Origin of the sequence: Serratia sp. BNK-33-b (assembly GCF_048684565.1) — a bacterium.
GTDB classification, from domain to species: domain Bacteria; phylum Pseudomonadota; class Gammaproteobacteria; order Enterobacterales; family Enterobacteriaceae; genus Serratia; species Serratia marcescens.
In genome coordinates, this window is the sequence record NZ_JBLQTZ010000001.1 from 1,393,536 (window position 1) to 1,409,446 (window position 15,911).

Below are 15,911 nucleotides of genomic sequence, written 5' to 3' on the forward strand. Positions count from 1 at the left end.
GAGCCAGCAAGCATGGAAATTGCATTTTATCTGGCAGGTTTGATTGCGGTGGCCGCGACGATTCGCGTGATCACCCATACCAACCCTGTGCATGCGCTGCTGTATCTGATCGTCTCGTTATTGGCGATCTCGGCAGTCTTCTTCTCTCTCGGCGCCTACTTTGCCGCCGCGTTGGAAATCATCGTTTATGCGGGCGCCATCATGGTGCTGTTCGTGTTCGTGGTGATGATGCTGAACCTCGGCAACGTGCAGCAGCAAGAGCGCGACTGGATGAAGCCGACGGTGTGGATCGGGCCTGGCCTGCTGTCGCTGGCGCTGCTGGTGGTATTGATCGTTGCGATCCGCAGCGTATCCGATCAGGGCATCAGCGGTGAGATGGTCGACGCGAAGGCGGTGGGCATCAGCCTGTTCGGGCCTTACGTACTGGCGGTTGAGCTGGCTTCAATGCTGCTGTTGGCGGGTCTGGTTGTCGCCTTCCATATCGGCCGCGAGCACAAGCCTGGCGAGGTGCTGAGCAACGCGCCGGTGGGTGGCGAAATGGCGAGAAGAAAATCGGAGGAGCAAGCATGATCCCTCTTCAACACGGCCTGATCCTGGCGGCTATCCTGTTTGTGCTCGGGTTGACCGGGCTGCTGGTGCGCCGCAACCTGCTGTTTATGCTGATCAGCCTGGAAGTGATGATCAACGCTGCGGCGTTGGCGTTTATCGTGGCGGGAAGCTACTGGGGCCAGGCGGACGGGCAGGTGATGTACATCCTGGCGATCAGCCTGGCGGCAGCCGAGGCCAGTATCGGCCTGGCGCTGCTGCTGCAGCTCTACCGTCGTCGTCATACCCTGAATATTGATACTGTCAGTGAGATGCGCGGATGAACCTATTATATTTAACAATTCTGCTACCGCTGATCGGGTTCCTGCTGTTGGCATTTTCCCGCGGTCGTTGGTCTGAAAACACGGCGGCCACCGTCGGCGTGGGTTCTATTGGCCTGGCTGCGCTGGTCACGGTGTATGTGGCGATGGATTTCTTCGCCCAGAAAGCCGCCGGCGTGCAGCTGTTCGAGCAAAGCCTGTGGACCTGGATGGCCGTCGGCAACTTCAATATCGGCGTGACCCTGGTGCTGGACGGCCTGTCGCTGACCATGCTGTCGGTGGTCACCGGCGTCGGCTTCTTCATCCACATGTTCGCTTCCTGGTACATGCGCGGTGAAGAGGGCTATTCGCGCTTCTTCGCTTACACCAACCTGTTTATCGCCAGCATGGTGGTATTGGTGCTGGCGGACAACCTGCTGCTGATGTATCTGGGTTGGGAAGGCGTGGGCCTGTGCAGCTACCTGTTGATCGGTTTCTACTACAAAGATCCGGCCAACGGCGCGGCGGCGATGAAAGCCTTTATCGTCACCCGCGTGGGCGACGTGTTCCTGGCGTTCGCGCTGTTCATCCTCTACAACGAGCTGGGCACGCTGAACATCCGCGAACTGATGATCCTGGCGCCGCAGAAACTGGCGGTGGGCGATACGGCCATCACCTGGGCGACCCTGATGCTGCTGGGCGGCGCGGTCGGTAAATCGGCGCAGCTGCCGTTGCAAACCTGGTTGGCGGACGCGATGGCGGGCCCAACCCCGGTTTCCGCACTGATCCACGCGGCGACCATGGTGACCGCGGGCGTCTATCTGATCGCCCGCACGCACGGCCTGTTCCTGATGGCGCCGGAAGTGCTGCACCTGGTGGGCATCGTCGGTGCGGTCACTCTGCTGCTGGCCGGCTTCGCCGCGCTGGTGCAGACCGACATCAAGCGCGTGCTCGCTTACTCCACCATGAGCCAGATCGGTTACATGTTCCTGGCGCTGGGCGTGCAGGCATGGGACGCGGCGATCTTCCACCTGATGACCCACGCGTTCTTCAAGGCGCTGCTGTTCCTGTCGTCCGGTTCGGTGATCCTGGCTTGCCACCACGAGCAAAACATCTTCAAGATGGGCGGTCTGCGCAAGAGCATCCCGCTGGTGTACGTCTGCTTCCTGGTGGGTGGCGCGGCGCTGTCCGCGTTGCCGCTGGTCACGGCCGGCTTCTTCAGTAAGGACGAGATCCTGGCGGGCGCGATGGCTAACGGCCACATCAACCTGATGGTTGCCGGCCTGGTCGGTGCGTTCATGACCTCGCTGTACACCTTCCGAATGATTTTCATCGTGTTCCATGGCGAAGAGAAAATCAAAGCGCATGCCGGTAAAGGCATCACTCACCACCTGCCGCTGCTGGTTCTGCTGGTGCTGTCCACCTTCGTCGGCGCGATGATCGTGCCGCCGTTGCAGGGCGTGCTGCCGGAGACGACCGAACTGGCGCACGGCAGCGTGCTGACGCTGGAAATCACCTCCGGCGTGGTGGCTATCGTCGGCATTCTGCTGGCGGCCGCGCTGTGGCTGGGCAAACGCAGCCTGGTCAACAGCATCGCCAACAGCGCGCCGGGTCGTTTCTTCTCGACCTGGTGGTTCCATGCCTGGGGCTTCGACTGGCTGTATGACAAAGTGTTCGTCAAGCCGTACCTGGGCATTGCGAAGCTGCTGCAGCGCGATCCGCTGAACTCGCTGATGAACCTGCCGGCCGTCTTCTCCCGCTGGGGGAACCGCGGTCTGACGGTGAGCGAGAACGGCCAGGTGCGTTGGTATATAGCGTCTATGGGTGTGGGTGCAGTGGTCGTATTGGCTCTGTTGATTTTGGTTTAATTGAATAATTTAAACAGACGCATTTTTCGGGCGTAGCGCCGGGCAGGCGCTACGTACAAAGTTTGAAATTATTCGTATAAGGGACACAAAACGCCATGCTATTACCTTGGCTAATTCTTATCCCCTTTATCGGCGGTCTGCTGTGCTGGCAGCTTGAGCGCTTCGGTACTAAGGTGCCGCGCTGGATAGCGCTGATCGCAATGGGGCTGACGTTGGCGCTCTCTCTGCAGCTGTGGATGCAGGGCGGCTATACATTGACCACGCCGAAAGGCATTCCGCAGTGGCAGAGCGAATTCCTGCTGCCGTGGATCCCGCGCTTCGGCATCTCCATCCACCTGGCGCTGGACGGTCTGTCGCTGCTGATGGTGGTGTTGACCGGTCTGCTGGGCGTGCTGGCGATCCTCTGTTCCTGGCGTGAAATCCAGAAATATCAGGGCTTCTTCCACCTCAACCTGCTGTGGATCCTGGGCGGCGTTATCGGCGTGTTCCTCGCCATCGACATGTTCCTGTTCTTCTTCTTCTGGGAAATGATGTTGGTGCCGATGTACTTCCTGATCGCGCTGTGGGGCCACAAGGCGTCGGACGGTAAAACCCGCATCACCGCGGCGACCAAGTTCTTCATCTACACCCAGGCCAGCGGTCTGGTGATGCTGATTGCGATCCTGGGCCTGGTGTTCGTGCACTACAACGCCACCGGCGTGTGGACCTTTGATTACGAAGACCTGCTGCAAACGCCGATGTCCCACAATGTGCAATATCTGCTGATGCTGGGCTTCTTCATCGCCTTCGCGGTGAAAATGCCGGTGGTGCCGCTGCACGGCTGGTTGCCGGATGCGCACAGCCAGGCGCCGACCGCAGGTTCCGTCGACCTGGCGGGCATCTTGCTGAAAACCGCGGCCTATGGCCTGTTGCGTTTCAGCCTGCCGCTGTTCCCTGAGGCTTCGCACGAGTTTGCGCCAATCGCCATGTGGCTGGGCGTGGTCGGCATCTTCTACGGCGCCTGGATGGCGTTCGCGCAGACCGACATCAAGCGTCTTATCGCCTACACCTCGGTATCGCACATGGGCTTCGTGCTGATCGCCATCTACACCGGCAGCCAGCTGGCTTACCAGGGCGCCGTGATCCAGATGATCGCGCACGGTCTGTCCGCCGCCGGTATGTTTATCATCTGCGGCCAGCTGTATGAGCGTCTGCACACCCGCGACATGCGTCAGATGGGCGGCCTGTGGGGGCGTATCAAGTTCATCCCTGCGCTGTCGCTGTTCTTCGCCGTGGCTACGCTGGGGATGCCGGGTACCGGTAACTTCGTCGGCGAATTCATGATTCTGTTCGGCAGCTACCAGGTGGTGCCGGTGATCACCGTGATCTCCACCTTCGGTCTGGTGTTCGCTTCGGTTTACTCGCTGATCATGATGCAGCGCGCTTACTACGGTGCGCCTAAGTCAGACCAGCCGCTGCAGGGCATGACCGCGCGCGAATTGTTCATCATTCTGCTGCTGGTGGTGTTGCTGGTTCTGCTGGGGGTTTACCCGCAGCCGATTCTGGATACTTCCAACGCGGCGATGAGCAACGTGCAACACTGGTTTGGTTCGTCAGTTTCAGCAATTTCAACAACAAGGCCGTAATTCGCCATGACAATAACTCCTCAACAACTGATCGCACTGCTGCCGCTGTTGATCGTCGGATTGACGGTGGTGGTTGTGATGCTAGGCATTGCGTGGCGACGCGACCACTTTATCAACGCCACCCTGACCGTGATCGGTCTCAACCTGGCGCTGCTTTCGCTGTACTTTGTCGGCCAGGCAGGCCCAATGGACGTCACCCCGCTGCTGCGGGTTGACGGCTACTCGATGTTCTACACCGGGCTGGTGCTGCTGGCGAGTCTGGCGACCTGCACCTTCGCCTATCCGTGGCTGGTCGGCTATCCGGATAACCGCGAAGAGTTCTACCTGCTGGTGCTGATCGCCGCCATGGGCGGCATCCTGCTGGCGAGCGCCAACCATCTGGCTTCGCTGTTCATCGGCATTGAGCTTATCTCGCTGCCGCTGTTCGGCCTGGTGGGCTACGCCTATCGCCAGAAGCGCCCGCTGGAAGCCGCCATCAAGTACATGCTGCTGTCCGCCGCCGCGTCGTCGTTCTTGCTGTTCGGCATGGCGCTGCTGTACGCCGAATCCGGCGATCTGTCGCTGGCCGGCCTCGGCAAGAGCCTGCAGGAAAACATGATGCACCAGCCGCTGATCCTGGCCGGCATGGGCATGATGATCGTCGGTCTGGGCTTCAAGCTGTCGCTGGTGCCGTTCCAACTGTGGACGCCGGACGTGTATCAGGGCGCGCCTGCGCCGGTTTCGACCTTCCTGGCGACCGCCAGCAAGATCGCGATCTTCGCGGTCGTGATGCGTCTGTTCCTGTATGCCCCGGCCGCCGACAACGAAGCGCTGCGCCTGGTGCTGTCGATCATCGCGTTCTGTTCTATCTTGTTCGGCAACCTGATGGCCATCAGCCAGACCAACATCAAGCGTCTGCTGGGTTACTCGTCGATCGCTCACCTGGGCTACCTGCTGGTGGCGCTGATTGCGGTGCAAACCCATCAGCTGTCGCTGGAAACCGCCGGCGTTTATCTGGCCGGTTACCTGTTCAGCAGCCTGGGCGCCTTCGGCGTGGTCAGCCTGATGTCCAGCCCATACCGCGGCCCGGATGCGGATTCGCTGTTCTCTTACCGCGGCCTGTTCTGGCATAAGCCAATCTTGTCTGCGGTGATGACGGTGATGATGCTGTCGCTGGCCGGTATTCCGATGACGCTGGGCTTTATCGGTAAGTTCTTCGTGATCGCGATGGGCGTCAGCGCACACCTGTGGTGGCTGACCGGCGCAGTCGTGGTAGGCAGCGCCATCGGCCTGTACTACTACCTGCGCGTGACCGTCAGCCTGTTCCTCAGCGCGCCGGAATCGCTGCAGCGCGACACCCCGAACAACTGGGCGTTGACCGCCGGTGGCGTCGTGGTGCTGATCTCCGCCGCGCTGGTGCTGCTGTTGGGTGTTTATCCGCAGCCGCTGATTTCGCTGGTGCAGATGGCGCAGCCGACGTTCTGATAACGCTTCAGACAGTAAAAAGGTCGCTTCGGCGGCCTTTTTTTATGGGCGAAACGGCACTCAGCCGTAATGGGCGCTAAACGACGTTTCCAGCGCCTGCACCACCGCCCGCACGCGGGCGGCGCGTTGCAAATCGGGGTGCAACACCAGCCAGATATCCACCCAGTCTTTGTTCTCCGGGAACAGGCGCACCAGCTCCGGGTCTTTGTCCGCCAAAAAAGCGGAGAGCAGGCCGATGCCCAGCCCGCTGCGAGTGGCGGAACGCAGCAGTAGCTGCGAATTGCATTGCAGCACGACGTTGGGCTCATGCAGAGCCTCGCCGCAGAAATTGTTCCAGTGGCGCGGCACCAGCTCGCGCGGGAACATCAGCAGATCGTGGCCGCGCAACTGCTCGCCCTTGACCGGCATGCCGCGCCGCGCCAAATAGTGCTGAGTGGCATACAGGCCCATTTCGATGGTGGCTAACCGTTTGATGATTAGCTCATCGTCATCGGGACGGGCGCCGCGGATCGCCAGATCTGCGCCGTGGTAAGAAATATCGGCGATGTTGACCGCCGTCAGCAGCGTGACGGTGATGGCCGGATAGCGTTCCCGCAGATCTTGCAGCGCCGGCATCACGAAGGCTTCGGCCAAGGTATCGGTAGTGGCGATGCGCACGTTGCCGCACAGGCTTTCGTCACCGCTGGCGGCTTTACGGTTGATCGCCTGCACCGCATTTTCCATCTTCATCACGTCCGCCAGCATTTCTTCCCCCAGCGGGCTGAGGGCGAAGGATTTCGGCGTGCGGATAAACAGCTTGGAGCCGAGCGCGTCTTCGAAAGCTGAGAGCCGTCGGCCGCCTGATCGACATGCAGCTGGCTGGCGGCTTTGCGTAGCGTGCCGCAGCGCGCAACGGCGAGAAAAAATCGGGCGTCGTCCCAGTTCATTGCGCACCTCCTCTGTACAAACTGGCGGGAGGGGGAAGGAAGCGGTGTGATGCGGTGTTTATTCTGGTGTGGAGACCGAAAAAAATGCTTCGTATCATCATTATTTATAATGTTTCAGGATATGTATAAATGCATCACCGTGAAGCGGTTTTGCACCTTTATTTTTGTCTGGTAATGCTTATTCTTATCGGCGCTTATGCTGCGACCCGACGCATATTTTACACCAAGGCTACCCTAATGCATAAGCAATACGAATAAGAGCCGGTTCCCGTTATTTCTGGGCGACCGCCAAGTGGGATCGACTCTGAATCAAGTTAGCTCACGATGATATGACTGGATATAAAAAAATGGAGTCTCACGCAGAGATGCTGTGCCCCCCCGTTGCGCTGGCGACGGAGGACGGAGTCAGAGTTACCGTGGCGCCAGGCGCCGAGAAGATGGAACGCAACAACGCCGATATCATTATTCAAGGCCTTGCAGCGCGCGGCATTCAACATATCTTTTTGGTCCCCGGCAAACTGGTTTACCCGTTAATCACTTCTATTGACCGTTCCGAGATTGTCGGCATCGTCGGTGCCCATGAAACCGCATGCGGATTTATGGCCGATGGCTATGCCCGCGCCAGCCGAAAGTTTGGCGTCTGCTTGGGCATTTCAGGCCCCGGCACCATGAATTTCCTGCCGGCGATGGCCGCCGCGCAAGCCGATAAGATCCCCGTGCTGTACCTGGCCGGCAGCATCGCCACCTATCACGAGGCGCAGGGCGCTTTTCAGGACGGCAGCAACAGCGGCATCGATGAGCTGACCATCGTCAAACCGTTGCTTTGCGCCGCGATAGAAACGAAAAACAACCTGACCTTGCAGCATGAGCTGCGCCGCAGCCTCTCCAGTCTGAACCCACAGCGGAAAGGGCGCGCCTATCTGAGCGTGCCGGTCGACATGCAGAAGAAAACCGCGTTCGGCGATCGTCGCGACCAGCCTGAGCGAGTGCCACAGCACCGTGAAGCGGCCGTGGATGTGCAAGCGGTGGAACAGCTGCTGCATGATTATCTGCTGCGCGGCCTCAACGTCGCCTGCCTGGTGGGCAACCGGATGAACAATCCGCAGGATGCCGCGCTGTTGTTGCGGGTAGCGGAAAAATACCGCTTGCCTGTCGCCACGACGTTGTCCGGCAAGGGCGCGTTTCCCGAAGGGCACGCCCTGGCATTAGGGGTCTACGGTTTTGCCGGGCATGCCCGCGCGGTAGAAACCCTCAACGGTGAAGGCGTCGACGTGCTGCTGGTGCTGGGCTGCGATCTCAGCCAGCGCGACAGTCTGAACTGGAACCCGAGACTGCACGGCAATAAAACGCTGGTGGCGATCGACGAAGACTTCGACAAAGTGAGCTCGCATTACCAGCCGGATCTGCAGATATTTTCCAGCCTGAGCGGTACGTTGCACTGTTTGTTGGCCGCGGTTGGCGATGAGGACGCGCGGCTTGGCGACGCGGCTCACTTGCGTGACGCCTGGTTGGAAGGGGTTCGCGCACTGCCGCTGGAACAGCCGCAGCCGACGTTGCAGGCGCGCATCGCCCAGGGCGAAAGCCGGCTGTATCCCGGCGATGCGATTAAACACATTCGCAGCCGCATGAATCCGGATACCAACGTCGTGGTCGATTCGGGCGCACACCGCATCTTCATGGCGCATCACTGGCTGGCGGCCGGGCGGGGAGATTATCACACCTCCAGCTCCCTGGCGCCGATGGGGTGGGCCATTTGCGCGGGCATCGGCATCAAGCTGGCGGCACCGCAGCGGGATTGCGTCGTGGTGACAGGCGACGGTTGCATGCTGATGCACGGCATCGAAATTCAGACCGCCGCGCGTTATGGCGTGAAGGTGGTGTTCGTGGTGATGAACAACAACGCGCACGGCGCCATGCACATCGACACGCTGCAAAATCGCGGCATTTCCGCTGACTATACCGCCTTGCCCAGCCATGACTGGAAAGCGTTTGCCAACAGCCTGGGGGTCGCCTCCGCGAAGGCGGAGACGCTGGAGGATCTGGACGAAGCCCTCGACGCCGCGGCGAAACATCCGGGGCCGTACCTCATCGAAGTGATGGTGGGCAACTTTGCGGCGCCTAACCGCTACTACGCCGAGAGCATCGCGGAATACGAGCAGCGCATCAAAGGACTGTAGCGCAACGCTGTTTTTTCAACTCGCCAGGTTCACCGCGCGCGGCGCCTGGCATTTTTACTCGCGGCAGTCATGGAGCGATCAGATGGTTAAGTGGAGCATTTTGGCATTGTTGGCCGTATTTCAGGGGCCGGTTCAGGCTGCCGAGGGGCATGGCGAAGGCATCGTCAAAACGACGTTGCTCAAGACCGACAGCGCGTGGGAGGGCTCGGCATATCATCAGTATCCCGCCGGCGCACCGCAGATCACCATGCTGAAGGTGACGGTAGAGCCGAACAAGGTACTGGCCTGGCATACGCATCCTTGCATCAGCGCAGTGTACATGAGCGGCGGCAGCGTTTCGCTCACCGTCAGGACAACCGGTGAACGCCGCACGTTCCGGCAGGGGGATTCGTTTACCGATACCGTGGATATCGTGCACCAGGGCGTTTCCGGCGAGCAAGGCGCCGAAATGCTGGTGTTCTTCGCTTGCGCGGACGATAAACCGTTGACGGTGAAAGCCGCCGGGTAGTGTTGATACGGCCCAGACCAAAGGCCGTTAATAAGAGAAGATCATGGTAGCTTTGTGGATGGTCGTCGCCAGCGGGTTCTTTGCGCTGATGGGTGCTTGCATCAAGTTGGCGTCGACGACGGTCGGATTTTTCGACATCATTTTTTATCGTTCTCTCATCAATGTGCTGATCGTCGCGGCGCTGATCAAGATCCAGCGCCTCGGTTTTCGCACCCGTCATCTCGGATTGCATATGAAGCGGGCGGCGATAGGCAATGCGGCGATGTACTGCGGTTTTTATTCGCTGATACATCTGCCGATCGCCACCGCCACCACGTTGGGTTATACCAATCCCCTCTTTCAGTCGGCGATCGCGTTTATCACGACCCGAGGGCAACTGACCGGTCGGCTGTTGTTTTCCGTGCTGTTGGGCTTTGCCGGCATTTTGGTATTGCTGCGCCCCGACGCCCCCAACGGGGAGTACGTTGCCACGCTGGTCGGGCTGGCGGCCGGTCTGTTGACCGCGCTGGCTTACTTTAACGTCGGCAAGCTGGTGCGGCGCGGAGAGCCGGAACTGCGCGTGGTGTTCTATTTCTCGCTGGTGGGAACGCTGGTTGGCGGCCTGATGACTGCGTTACTGGGCTTTTCCTTGCTGGACGGCGCAATGCTGCTGTGCGTCTGCGCCATCGGCGTCTTCGGCAGCCTGGGGCAGATCGCCATGACTCGCGCCTACGGGGGCGGCAATGCGGTGATTGTCAGCATTCTCTCTTACAGCACCATTATTTTCTCTACGCTGCTTGGCTATCTGATATTTGGCGAACAGCAGTCTTATATCGCCGCCGCCGGTATGGCGCTGATCGTGTTGTCCGGCGCGTTGGCGGTGCGCAAGCGTGCTTCGGCCAAGTCCGAGCAGGCGGCGGTGGCATAACGTGATAAGGAACGAAACAATGAACATGCGTCCGGTTGGCGGCATGGCGATGGCGGTCTTGTTTGGCATGGTGGCGACGTTGGTGATGGATGGGGTGAACAGTGTCGCCTCCAGCGTCGGTCTCATCGGCAAGCTCAACCTGGCCTTCATCGGCAAACTGATGAATCAATGGCTGCAGGGGCAATTTTGGTTTTTGCGGCCTGGCGACATTCCCGATGTGCCAGAGGCTCTGATGATGGGCTACGGCGCGCACTATTTTGCCGGCATTAGCCTGGCGATCCCGTTCTATCGCCTGATCTGCCCGCGCATTAAGTCCGGGGGCGGCCTGTTCGTCGGGGCGCTGACGTATGGCCTGGCCTGCTCGCTGATCTCGCTGTGCTTCATTTATCCCTCGGTGGGGTTGGGGCTTTGGGGAATGGCCGGTAAAAATCCGGCTTTGCTGATCGCCAGCCTGGCCAACCATGCAGTGTATGGCGTGGCATTGGGCGGTTGCGCCATCGCCTGGCGGCGTCGCATGCTGCAGAAATGCATGCCTGACGCTGCGATGCTGCATTAATGAATCACGATGATGCATTCTTGGCTATTTTGGGCGTGATAGCCCAACGCTATGATAAGCGCGCTTCCTTAAGCCGCGTGGCCTACGGGAAGGCGCATTTATTTAGGGCGAATGCCTGATCGATTCGGGAGTTGAACATGTCAGAAAGTATCGCCGTTGAAGAAACGGCTAAAGCGAAGGCGGGTACATCGCATTTCGCTATCTTGCTGTTTCTGGCGTTGGCATTGATGTCAGCGCTGTTGAACAGCAGCGCGCCGACGCCGCTTTATCCGCTTTATCAACATGAGCTGGCGTTGAGCTCGGTCAGCCTGACGATCATCTACGGCGCTTATGCCGCCGGCGTGCTGATTTCGCTATTCGGCGTAGGCAATATGGCGGGGAAAGTAAAAGACCTGCGCAGCATGATCGTGCCGGCGCTGTTGGTGGTGTTGCTTGGCGCGCTGCTGTTTTCGGTGGCGTCATCGTTCTTCATGATGTTTATGGCACGGCTGCTGGCCGGCGTCGGCACCGGCGCCCTGACCGGTGCGGCGAATATCGCGTTGGTGCGTTTCGGGCCGCAGGACGGCGGAAAAAATGCGGCGTTGATCGCGACGCTGTCCTTTACCACCGGATTGGCCCTGGGCCCGATCTTTAGCGGCGTCGCCCTGCAAACCGGTTTTCATACCACGTCATTGCCGTTCATCATCATCATGGCCATCGCCGCCGTCGCCGCACTGGGCGTGATGCTGCGTTGGCCGCGAGAGGCGGTGGCGGCGCAGGCCGATAGCGCAGCGGCGGATAACGCGCCGGTGGCGAAGAGCTCTCTGGCGGATGGCCTGCGCGCGACCGGCGGCAAATTCTTCCTGTGCGCCGGGGCGTTGTTCATTTGTTGGGCGGTTGCCGCCAGCATTCTGGCGATAGGGCCGAGCGTCGCCGAAAAGCTGTTGGATATGCAGAGCCGTGGCGTCTTTGGCTATGTGGTCGCCGTCTATCTGGTGATTGCCGGCATCAGCCAGATTTTGAGTCGTCGCATCAACGCCCGCCATTCGCTGTTGTTCGGTTGCCTGGCTCAGGCTTTGTCGGTCGGGGTGTTCGCCGTGGCGATTCAGATCCATTCGCTGGCGCTGGCCGCCGCAGGCATGGTGATCGCCGGTTACGCCTATGGCGCGATCTTCGTCGGCAGCGCCACGCTGGTGAATCTGATTTCACCGAAAGCCAGCCATGCGCGTTTGATCTCCCTGTTCTACGTGATCGCTTATATTGCTAACTGGGTGCCGATCCTGTTGGGCGTTGTGATCGACCACGCCGATTTGCATTTGGCGACCCACTTGTTATTCCTGAGCAGCGCCGTGATTTGTTTGACGTTGAGCGTCATGGTAACGCGTGCGGGCTTCCCACGCTGAAACCGGCGTTCGGGAGGGGGCGACAGGCGTCGCATGTAGGCATTTCATTTGAGATCGTGATTTCCCTGGTGTTGTGTTATTCCAGCGTGCTCGTCACGCTGGCTTTTTTTTGTGATACACATTGATTTTTTGATATTTACATTTCCTTAGTTGCATTTTTTTCGTGATTTTAGTCACGAAAAAATCACTCGCTTCGGGTAAACTGCGCGCTTTATTTTTGCCGCGGGTCACTTTATGAACGTTCTTTTCGCCATTGCCGTTACTACCGGGATCCTCTCCGGCGTTTGGGGCTGGGTTGCCGTCAGCCTGGGGCTGATCGGTTGGGCCGGTTTTCTGGGCTGCACGGCGTATTTCGCCTGCCCGCAGGGCGGGCTGAAAGGGCTGTTGATTAGCGCGTTGACCTGCTGCAGCGGCGTCTTCTGGGCAATGGCGATCATCCGCGGCAGCGAACTGGCCCCGCAGTGGAATCTGCTGGGGTATCTGCTGACCGGCGTCGTGGCGTTCCTGATGTGCATTCAGGCCAAACAGCAGTGGTTGGGGTTCGTGCCCGGCACCTTTATCGGTGCCTGCGCGACCTTCGCCGGCGGCGGCGATTGGCCGCTGGTGACGCTTTCCCTGCTGGTGGGGCTGCTATTCGGCTATGCGATGAAAAACAGCGGTCTGTGGTGGGCGGCGCGCAGCGAAAAAGCCCGCGCTACGCCGCCGGTTGGCCCGAATGTCGGCTCAAACGGTGCCGCCGAGTGAGAGACGGCAGTTCACCACCAGCGTTTGGTCACCCGGCGTTTGGGTTACGCCGGCCCATTGTGTGATGTCCTGTCGCGTAACGCGGAGGTGTTTCATTCGGTGGCCTTCACGGGCGGCGCGGCAAGGGGGATAGCGGTATGTTAACCCATCGATTTGGCGATAAAAATGAAAGCACTTCTATTGGAAATAGCCATTTTTCAATCGGATAGATGATCTTTCCCCTCTTGCTGCCTGCGTGAGATCACGTTAAGGGTAACAGGGTTTCGTAACATGATTTTCAGTGATTTCCATCACGTTTTTACCGGTAACAATCGGCTGAGATAGAGGCCTGTCCGATTGGAGGCCTGATGGCCGGGAATCACCATGAACAATCTGTTTTCACTGGATAACAAGACCGTCTTGATCACCGGCGCCTCGCGCGGCATCGGTTTTCTGCTGGCACGCGGCCTGGCGCAGCAAGGCGCGCATATTCTGATCAACGCCACCACCGAAGAACATGCCCGGCACGCCGCCGATCGTTTGCGCGAAGAGGGGCTGCGCGCCGAGGCGGCGGCGTTCGACGTCACCGACTCTCAGGCGGTGCATGCCGCCATCGACCGTATCGAAGCGGACATCGGCGCGATAGACGTTTTGATCAACAACGCCGGCATCCAGCGCCGCCACCCGTTCACCGAGTTTCCGGAGCAAGACTGGGACGACATCATCGCCGTCAACCAGAAGGCGGTCTTCATCGTGTCACAGACCGTGGCGCGTTACATGGTGCCGCGCCGGCGCGGCAAGATAGTCAACATCGGCTCGATGCAAAGTGAGCTGGGCCGCGACACCATCACCCCTTATGCGGCGTCCAAAGGGGCGGTGAAAATGCTCACGCGCGGCATGTGCGTGGAGCTGGCGCGCTACAATATTCAGGTCAACGGCATCGCCCCCGGCTACTTCAAAACCGAGATGACGCAGGCGCTGGCCGACGATCCGGCCTTCACCGCCTGGCTGACCCAACGCACGCCCGCCGCGCGCTGGGGCGATCCGCAGGAGCTGATCGGTGCGGCGGTGTTCCTGGCCGCCGACGCCTCCGCCTTCGTCAACGGGCAACTGCTGTTTGTCGATGGCGGCATGTCGGCGGCGGTGTAACCTTTTCCCGTGGAGTCTGGAGATGAAAATTCAAACCCAGTCCTGCGTGGTCAACGGCAAGCGAGACGTGGCGGTGATCGCGCAAGAAGTGGATTATCGGGGGCAGGGAACGCTGGTGAAAATCAGCCGCGGCGGCATCTGCGGCTCGGATCTGCATTACTTCCAGGAAGGCAAGGTCGGCAATTTTCAGGTGCGTCAGCCGATGGTGCTGGGCCATGAGGTGATCGGTGAGGTGGTCGCCAGCGATTCGCCGCAGCTGCCGGTCGGGCAGAAGGTGGCGCTCAATCCCAGCAAACCCTGTGGGCAGTGCAAATACTGTCTGGCGCAGCAAAGCAATCAATGCGTCGAGATGCGTTTTTTCGGCAGCGCGATGTATTTTCCGCACGTCGACGGCGCTTTTACCCAATACAAAGTGGTGGATAGCGCGCAGTGCATTCCTTACGCCGCCGATCGCGACGACAGGGTGATGGTGTTCGCCGAACCGCTGGCGGTGGCTGTCCACGCGGCGAAGCAGCCCGGCGATGTGACGGGGAAAAAGATTTTCGTGTCCGGCGTTGGCCCGATCGGCTGTCTGCTGGTGGCGGCGCTGAAAGCGCTGGGCGCCGCCGAGATTGTCTGCGCCGATCTCAGTCCGCGCTGCCTGGCGATCGCGAGGCAAATGGGGGCGAATCGTTGCCTGCATGCTGCGGACGACGATTTTAGCGACTATCAGCAGGACAAGGGCTATTTCGACGTCGCCTTCGAAGTGGCGGGACATCCGCTGTCGCTGCAGCGCTGCCTGGAGCTCACCCGCGCCAAAGGCACTGTGGTGCAGGTGGGCATGGGCGGCAGCTTCCCCGATTTTCCGCTGATGTTGTTGATTGCCAAGGAACTGAATCTGCTTGGATCGTTCCGCTTCGTGGCGGAGTTCGCGTTGGCGGTGGCCTGGCTGGCCGACGGCGTGATCGATCCGCTGCCGTTGCTGTCGGCGGAATTCGCCAGCGGGCAGTTGGCGCAGGCGCTGACGTTTGCCGGCGATAAACGCCAGGCCGCCAAGGTGCAATTGGTGTTTTAGGGTAAAAGTCCGATGGCCGCAGGCGGTGATCCTTGTCTATAGTGTAGGAACGCTTAATTTTTCAACCACGGAGATCTCACGATGGCAAGACATACGGATGCTGAGCAAACTACGCTGGATGACGATCTGAGAATGCTGACCGAGACGCTGGAAGAAGTGCTGCAATACACCGGCGATCGTGCGGATCAGGCCTATATCGACATCAAGTCGCACGCCGAGCAGGCGCTGAGTGAGGTCAAGGCGCGCTGGGCGAACACGGGCGAATCCTACTATGCGCGCGCCAAAGAAGCGGTGCACCGCACCGACGACTACGTGCGGGACAAACCCTGGCACGGCGTGGGCATCGGCGCCACCGTCGGGCTGGTGTTGGGGCTGCTGCTGGCCCGCAAATAAATCATGTCATCGGGGCGGCGCAGGCCGCCTCGTGCTTTTCTGCAGACTGTGTCGTTCATCCCGCCGTTTCCCCGATCGCTTGCCCTTATCCCGCCTATACTTCCCGCTAGCCGCCGTTGGAGCGCCTCTATTTCCCTTGTTTTTGTATGGACGGATTGAGCCGGCGTCGCCGCAAGTGTAAAGTATTTGTGTTTTAATTGTTTATTTTTTGTTCTAAATCAAATAATTATCTGGTGTAAACACTCAGGGATATACGGCGTTTTTGCGCTGGCGCAAAAGCCGTGAAAATAACACCTCATATAATACAGAGCGTAACTACAGGCGCGGCGTCCGT

Annotated in this window: 14 protein-coding genes and 1 pseudogene; 14 read left to right on the top strand and 1 reads right to left on the bottom strand. The window is 59.6% G+C overall.

Features of this window, described 5'->3' with window-relative positions; translation table 11 throughout:
• Positions 1–12 precede the first annotated feature (12 nt).
• The 5 genes from nuoJ (at position 13) to nuoN (ending at position 5,802) form a co-directional block, all read left to right on the top strand.
• A complete protein-coding gene (gene nuoJ / locus ACMGGK_RS06590) occupies positions 13–570 on the top strand; it encodes an NADH-quinone oxidoreductase subunit J (protein ID WP_004936018.1) in 558 nt (185 codons plus the stop codon).
• Positions 567–869, top strand: coding sequence for an NADH-quinone oxidoreductase subunit NuoK (nuoK, locus tag ACMGGK_RS06595; protein ID WP_004936014.1), 303 nt, complete (start codon positions 567–569; stop codon positions 867–869). The genes nuoJ and nuoK overlap by 4 nt, the downstream gene beginning before the upstream one ends.
• The gene (gene nuoL, locus ACMGGK_RS06600) at positions 866–2,713 is read left to right on the top strand and encodes an NADH-quinone oxidoreductase subunit L (protein ID WP_015378577.1); all 1,848 of its coding nucleotides are present in this window, start codon (positions 866–868) and stop codon (positions 2,711–2,713) included. The genes nuoK and nuoL overlap by 4 nt, the downstream gene beginning before the upstream one ends.
• Positions 2,714–2,808: 95 nt before the next feature.
• A complete protein-coding gene (gene nuoM, locus ACMGGK_RS06605; RefSeq protein ID WP_004936002.1) occupies positions 2,809–4,338 on the top strand; it encodes an NADH-quinone oxidoreductase subunit M in 1,530 nt (509 codons plus the stop codon).
• A 6-nt stretch (positions 4,339–4,344) separates the two neighbouring features.
• Entirely contained in the window at positions 4,345–5,802 is a 1,458-nt protein-coding gene (nuoN, locus tag ACMGGK_RS06610; RefSeq protein WP_025303659.1) for an NADH-quinone oxidoreductase subunit NuoN, read from the top strand.
• Positions 5,803–5,862: 60 nt separating this feature from the next.
• Here the strand turns inward: nuoN and ACMGGK_RS06615 are convergent.
• Positions 5,863–6,728: pseudogene (locus ACMGGK_RS06615) on the bottom strand (LysR family transcriptional regulator).
• Between the two features lie 347 nt (positions 6,729–7,075).
• On the opposite strand from ACMGGK_RS06615, the gene ACMGGK_RS06620 reads away from it, so the two are divergent.
• The 9 genes from ACMGGK_RS06620 (at position 7,076) to elaB (ending at position 15,577) form a co-directional block, all read left to right on the top strand.
• Positions 7,076–8,905 (top strand): thiamine pyrophosphate-binding protein, encoded by a 1,830-nt coding sequence (locus ACMGGK_RS06620; RefSeq protein ID WP_028127746.1) that lies wholly within the window; start codon positions 7,076–7,078, stop codon positions 8,903–8,905.
• A gap of 82 nt (positions 8,906–8,987) precedes the next feature.
• Complete coding sequence (locus ACMGGK_RS06625; protein ID WP_420276768.1) at positions 8,988–9,413, top strand: cupin domain-containing protein; 426 nt, start codon at positions 8,988–8,990, stop codon at positions 9,411–9,413.
• Between the two features lie 43 nt (positions 9,414–9,456).
• The gene (locus tag ACMGGK_RS06630; protein WP_016926911.1) at positions 9,457–10,320 is read left to right on the top strand and encodes a DMT family transporter; all 864 of its coding nucleotides are present in this window, start codon (positions 9,457–9,459) and stop codon (positions 10,318–10,320) included.
• Between the two features lie 19 nt (positions 10,321–10,339).
• Entirely contained in the window at positions 10,340–10,876 is a 537-nt protein-coding gene (locus ACMGGK_RS06635; protein ID WP_079450290.1) for a DUF2938 family protein, read from the top strand.
• Positions 10,877–11,013: 137 nt separating this feature from the next.
• Positions 11,014–12,258 (top strand): MFS transporter, encoded by a 1,245-nt coding sequence (locus ACMGGK_RS06640; protein ID WP_016926913.1) that lies wholly within the window; start codon positions 11,014–11,016, stop codon positions 12,256–12,258.
• A 234-nt stretch (positions 12,259–12,492) separates the two neighbouring features.
• The gene (locus tag ACMGGK_RS06645; protein WP_016926914.1) at positions 12,493–13,002 is read left to right on the top strand and encodes a DUF1097 domain-containing protein; all 510 of its coding nucleotides are present in this window, start codon (positions 12,493–12,495) and stop codon (positions 13,000–13,002) included.
• A gap of 363 nt (positions 13,003–13,365) precedes the next feature.
• Entirely contained in the window at positions 13,366–14,130 is a 765-nt protein-coding gene (idnO, locus tag ACMGGK_RS06650) for a gluconate 5-dehydrogenase (protein ID WP_016926915.1), read from the top strand.
• A gap of 22 nt (positions 14,131–14,152) precedes the next feature.
• Positions 14,153–15,184 carry an L-idonate 5-dehydrogenase gene (gene idnD / locus ACMGGK_RS06655; RefSeq protein WP_033639792.1) on the top strand — a complete coding sequence of 344 codons (1,032 nt, stop codon included), beginning with the start codon at positions 14,153–14,155 and terminating at the stop codon, positions 15,182–15,184.
• An 81-nt stretch (positions 15,185–15,265) separates the two neighbouring features.
• Entirely contained in the window at positions 15,266–15,577 is a 312-nt protein-coding gene (gene elaB / locus ACMGGK_RS06660; RefSeq protein ID WP_028127745.1) for a stress response protein ElaB, read from the top strand.
• Positions 15,578–15,911 lie beyond the last annotated feature (334 nt).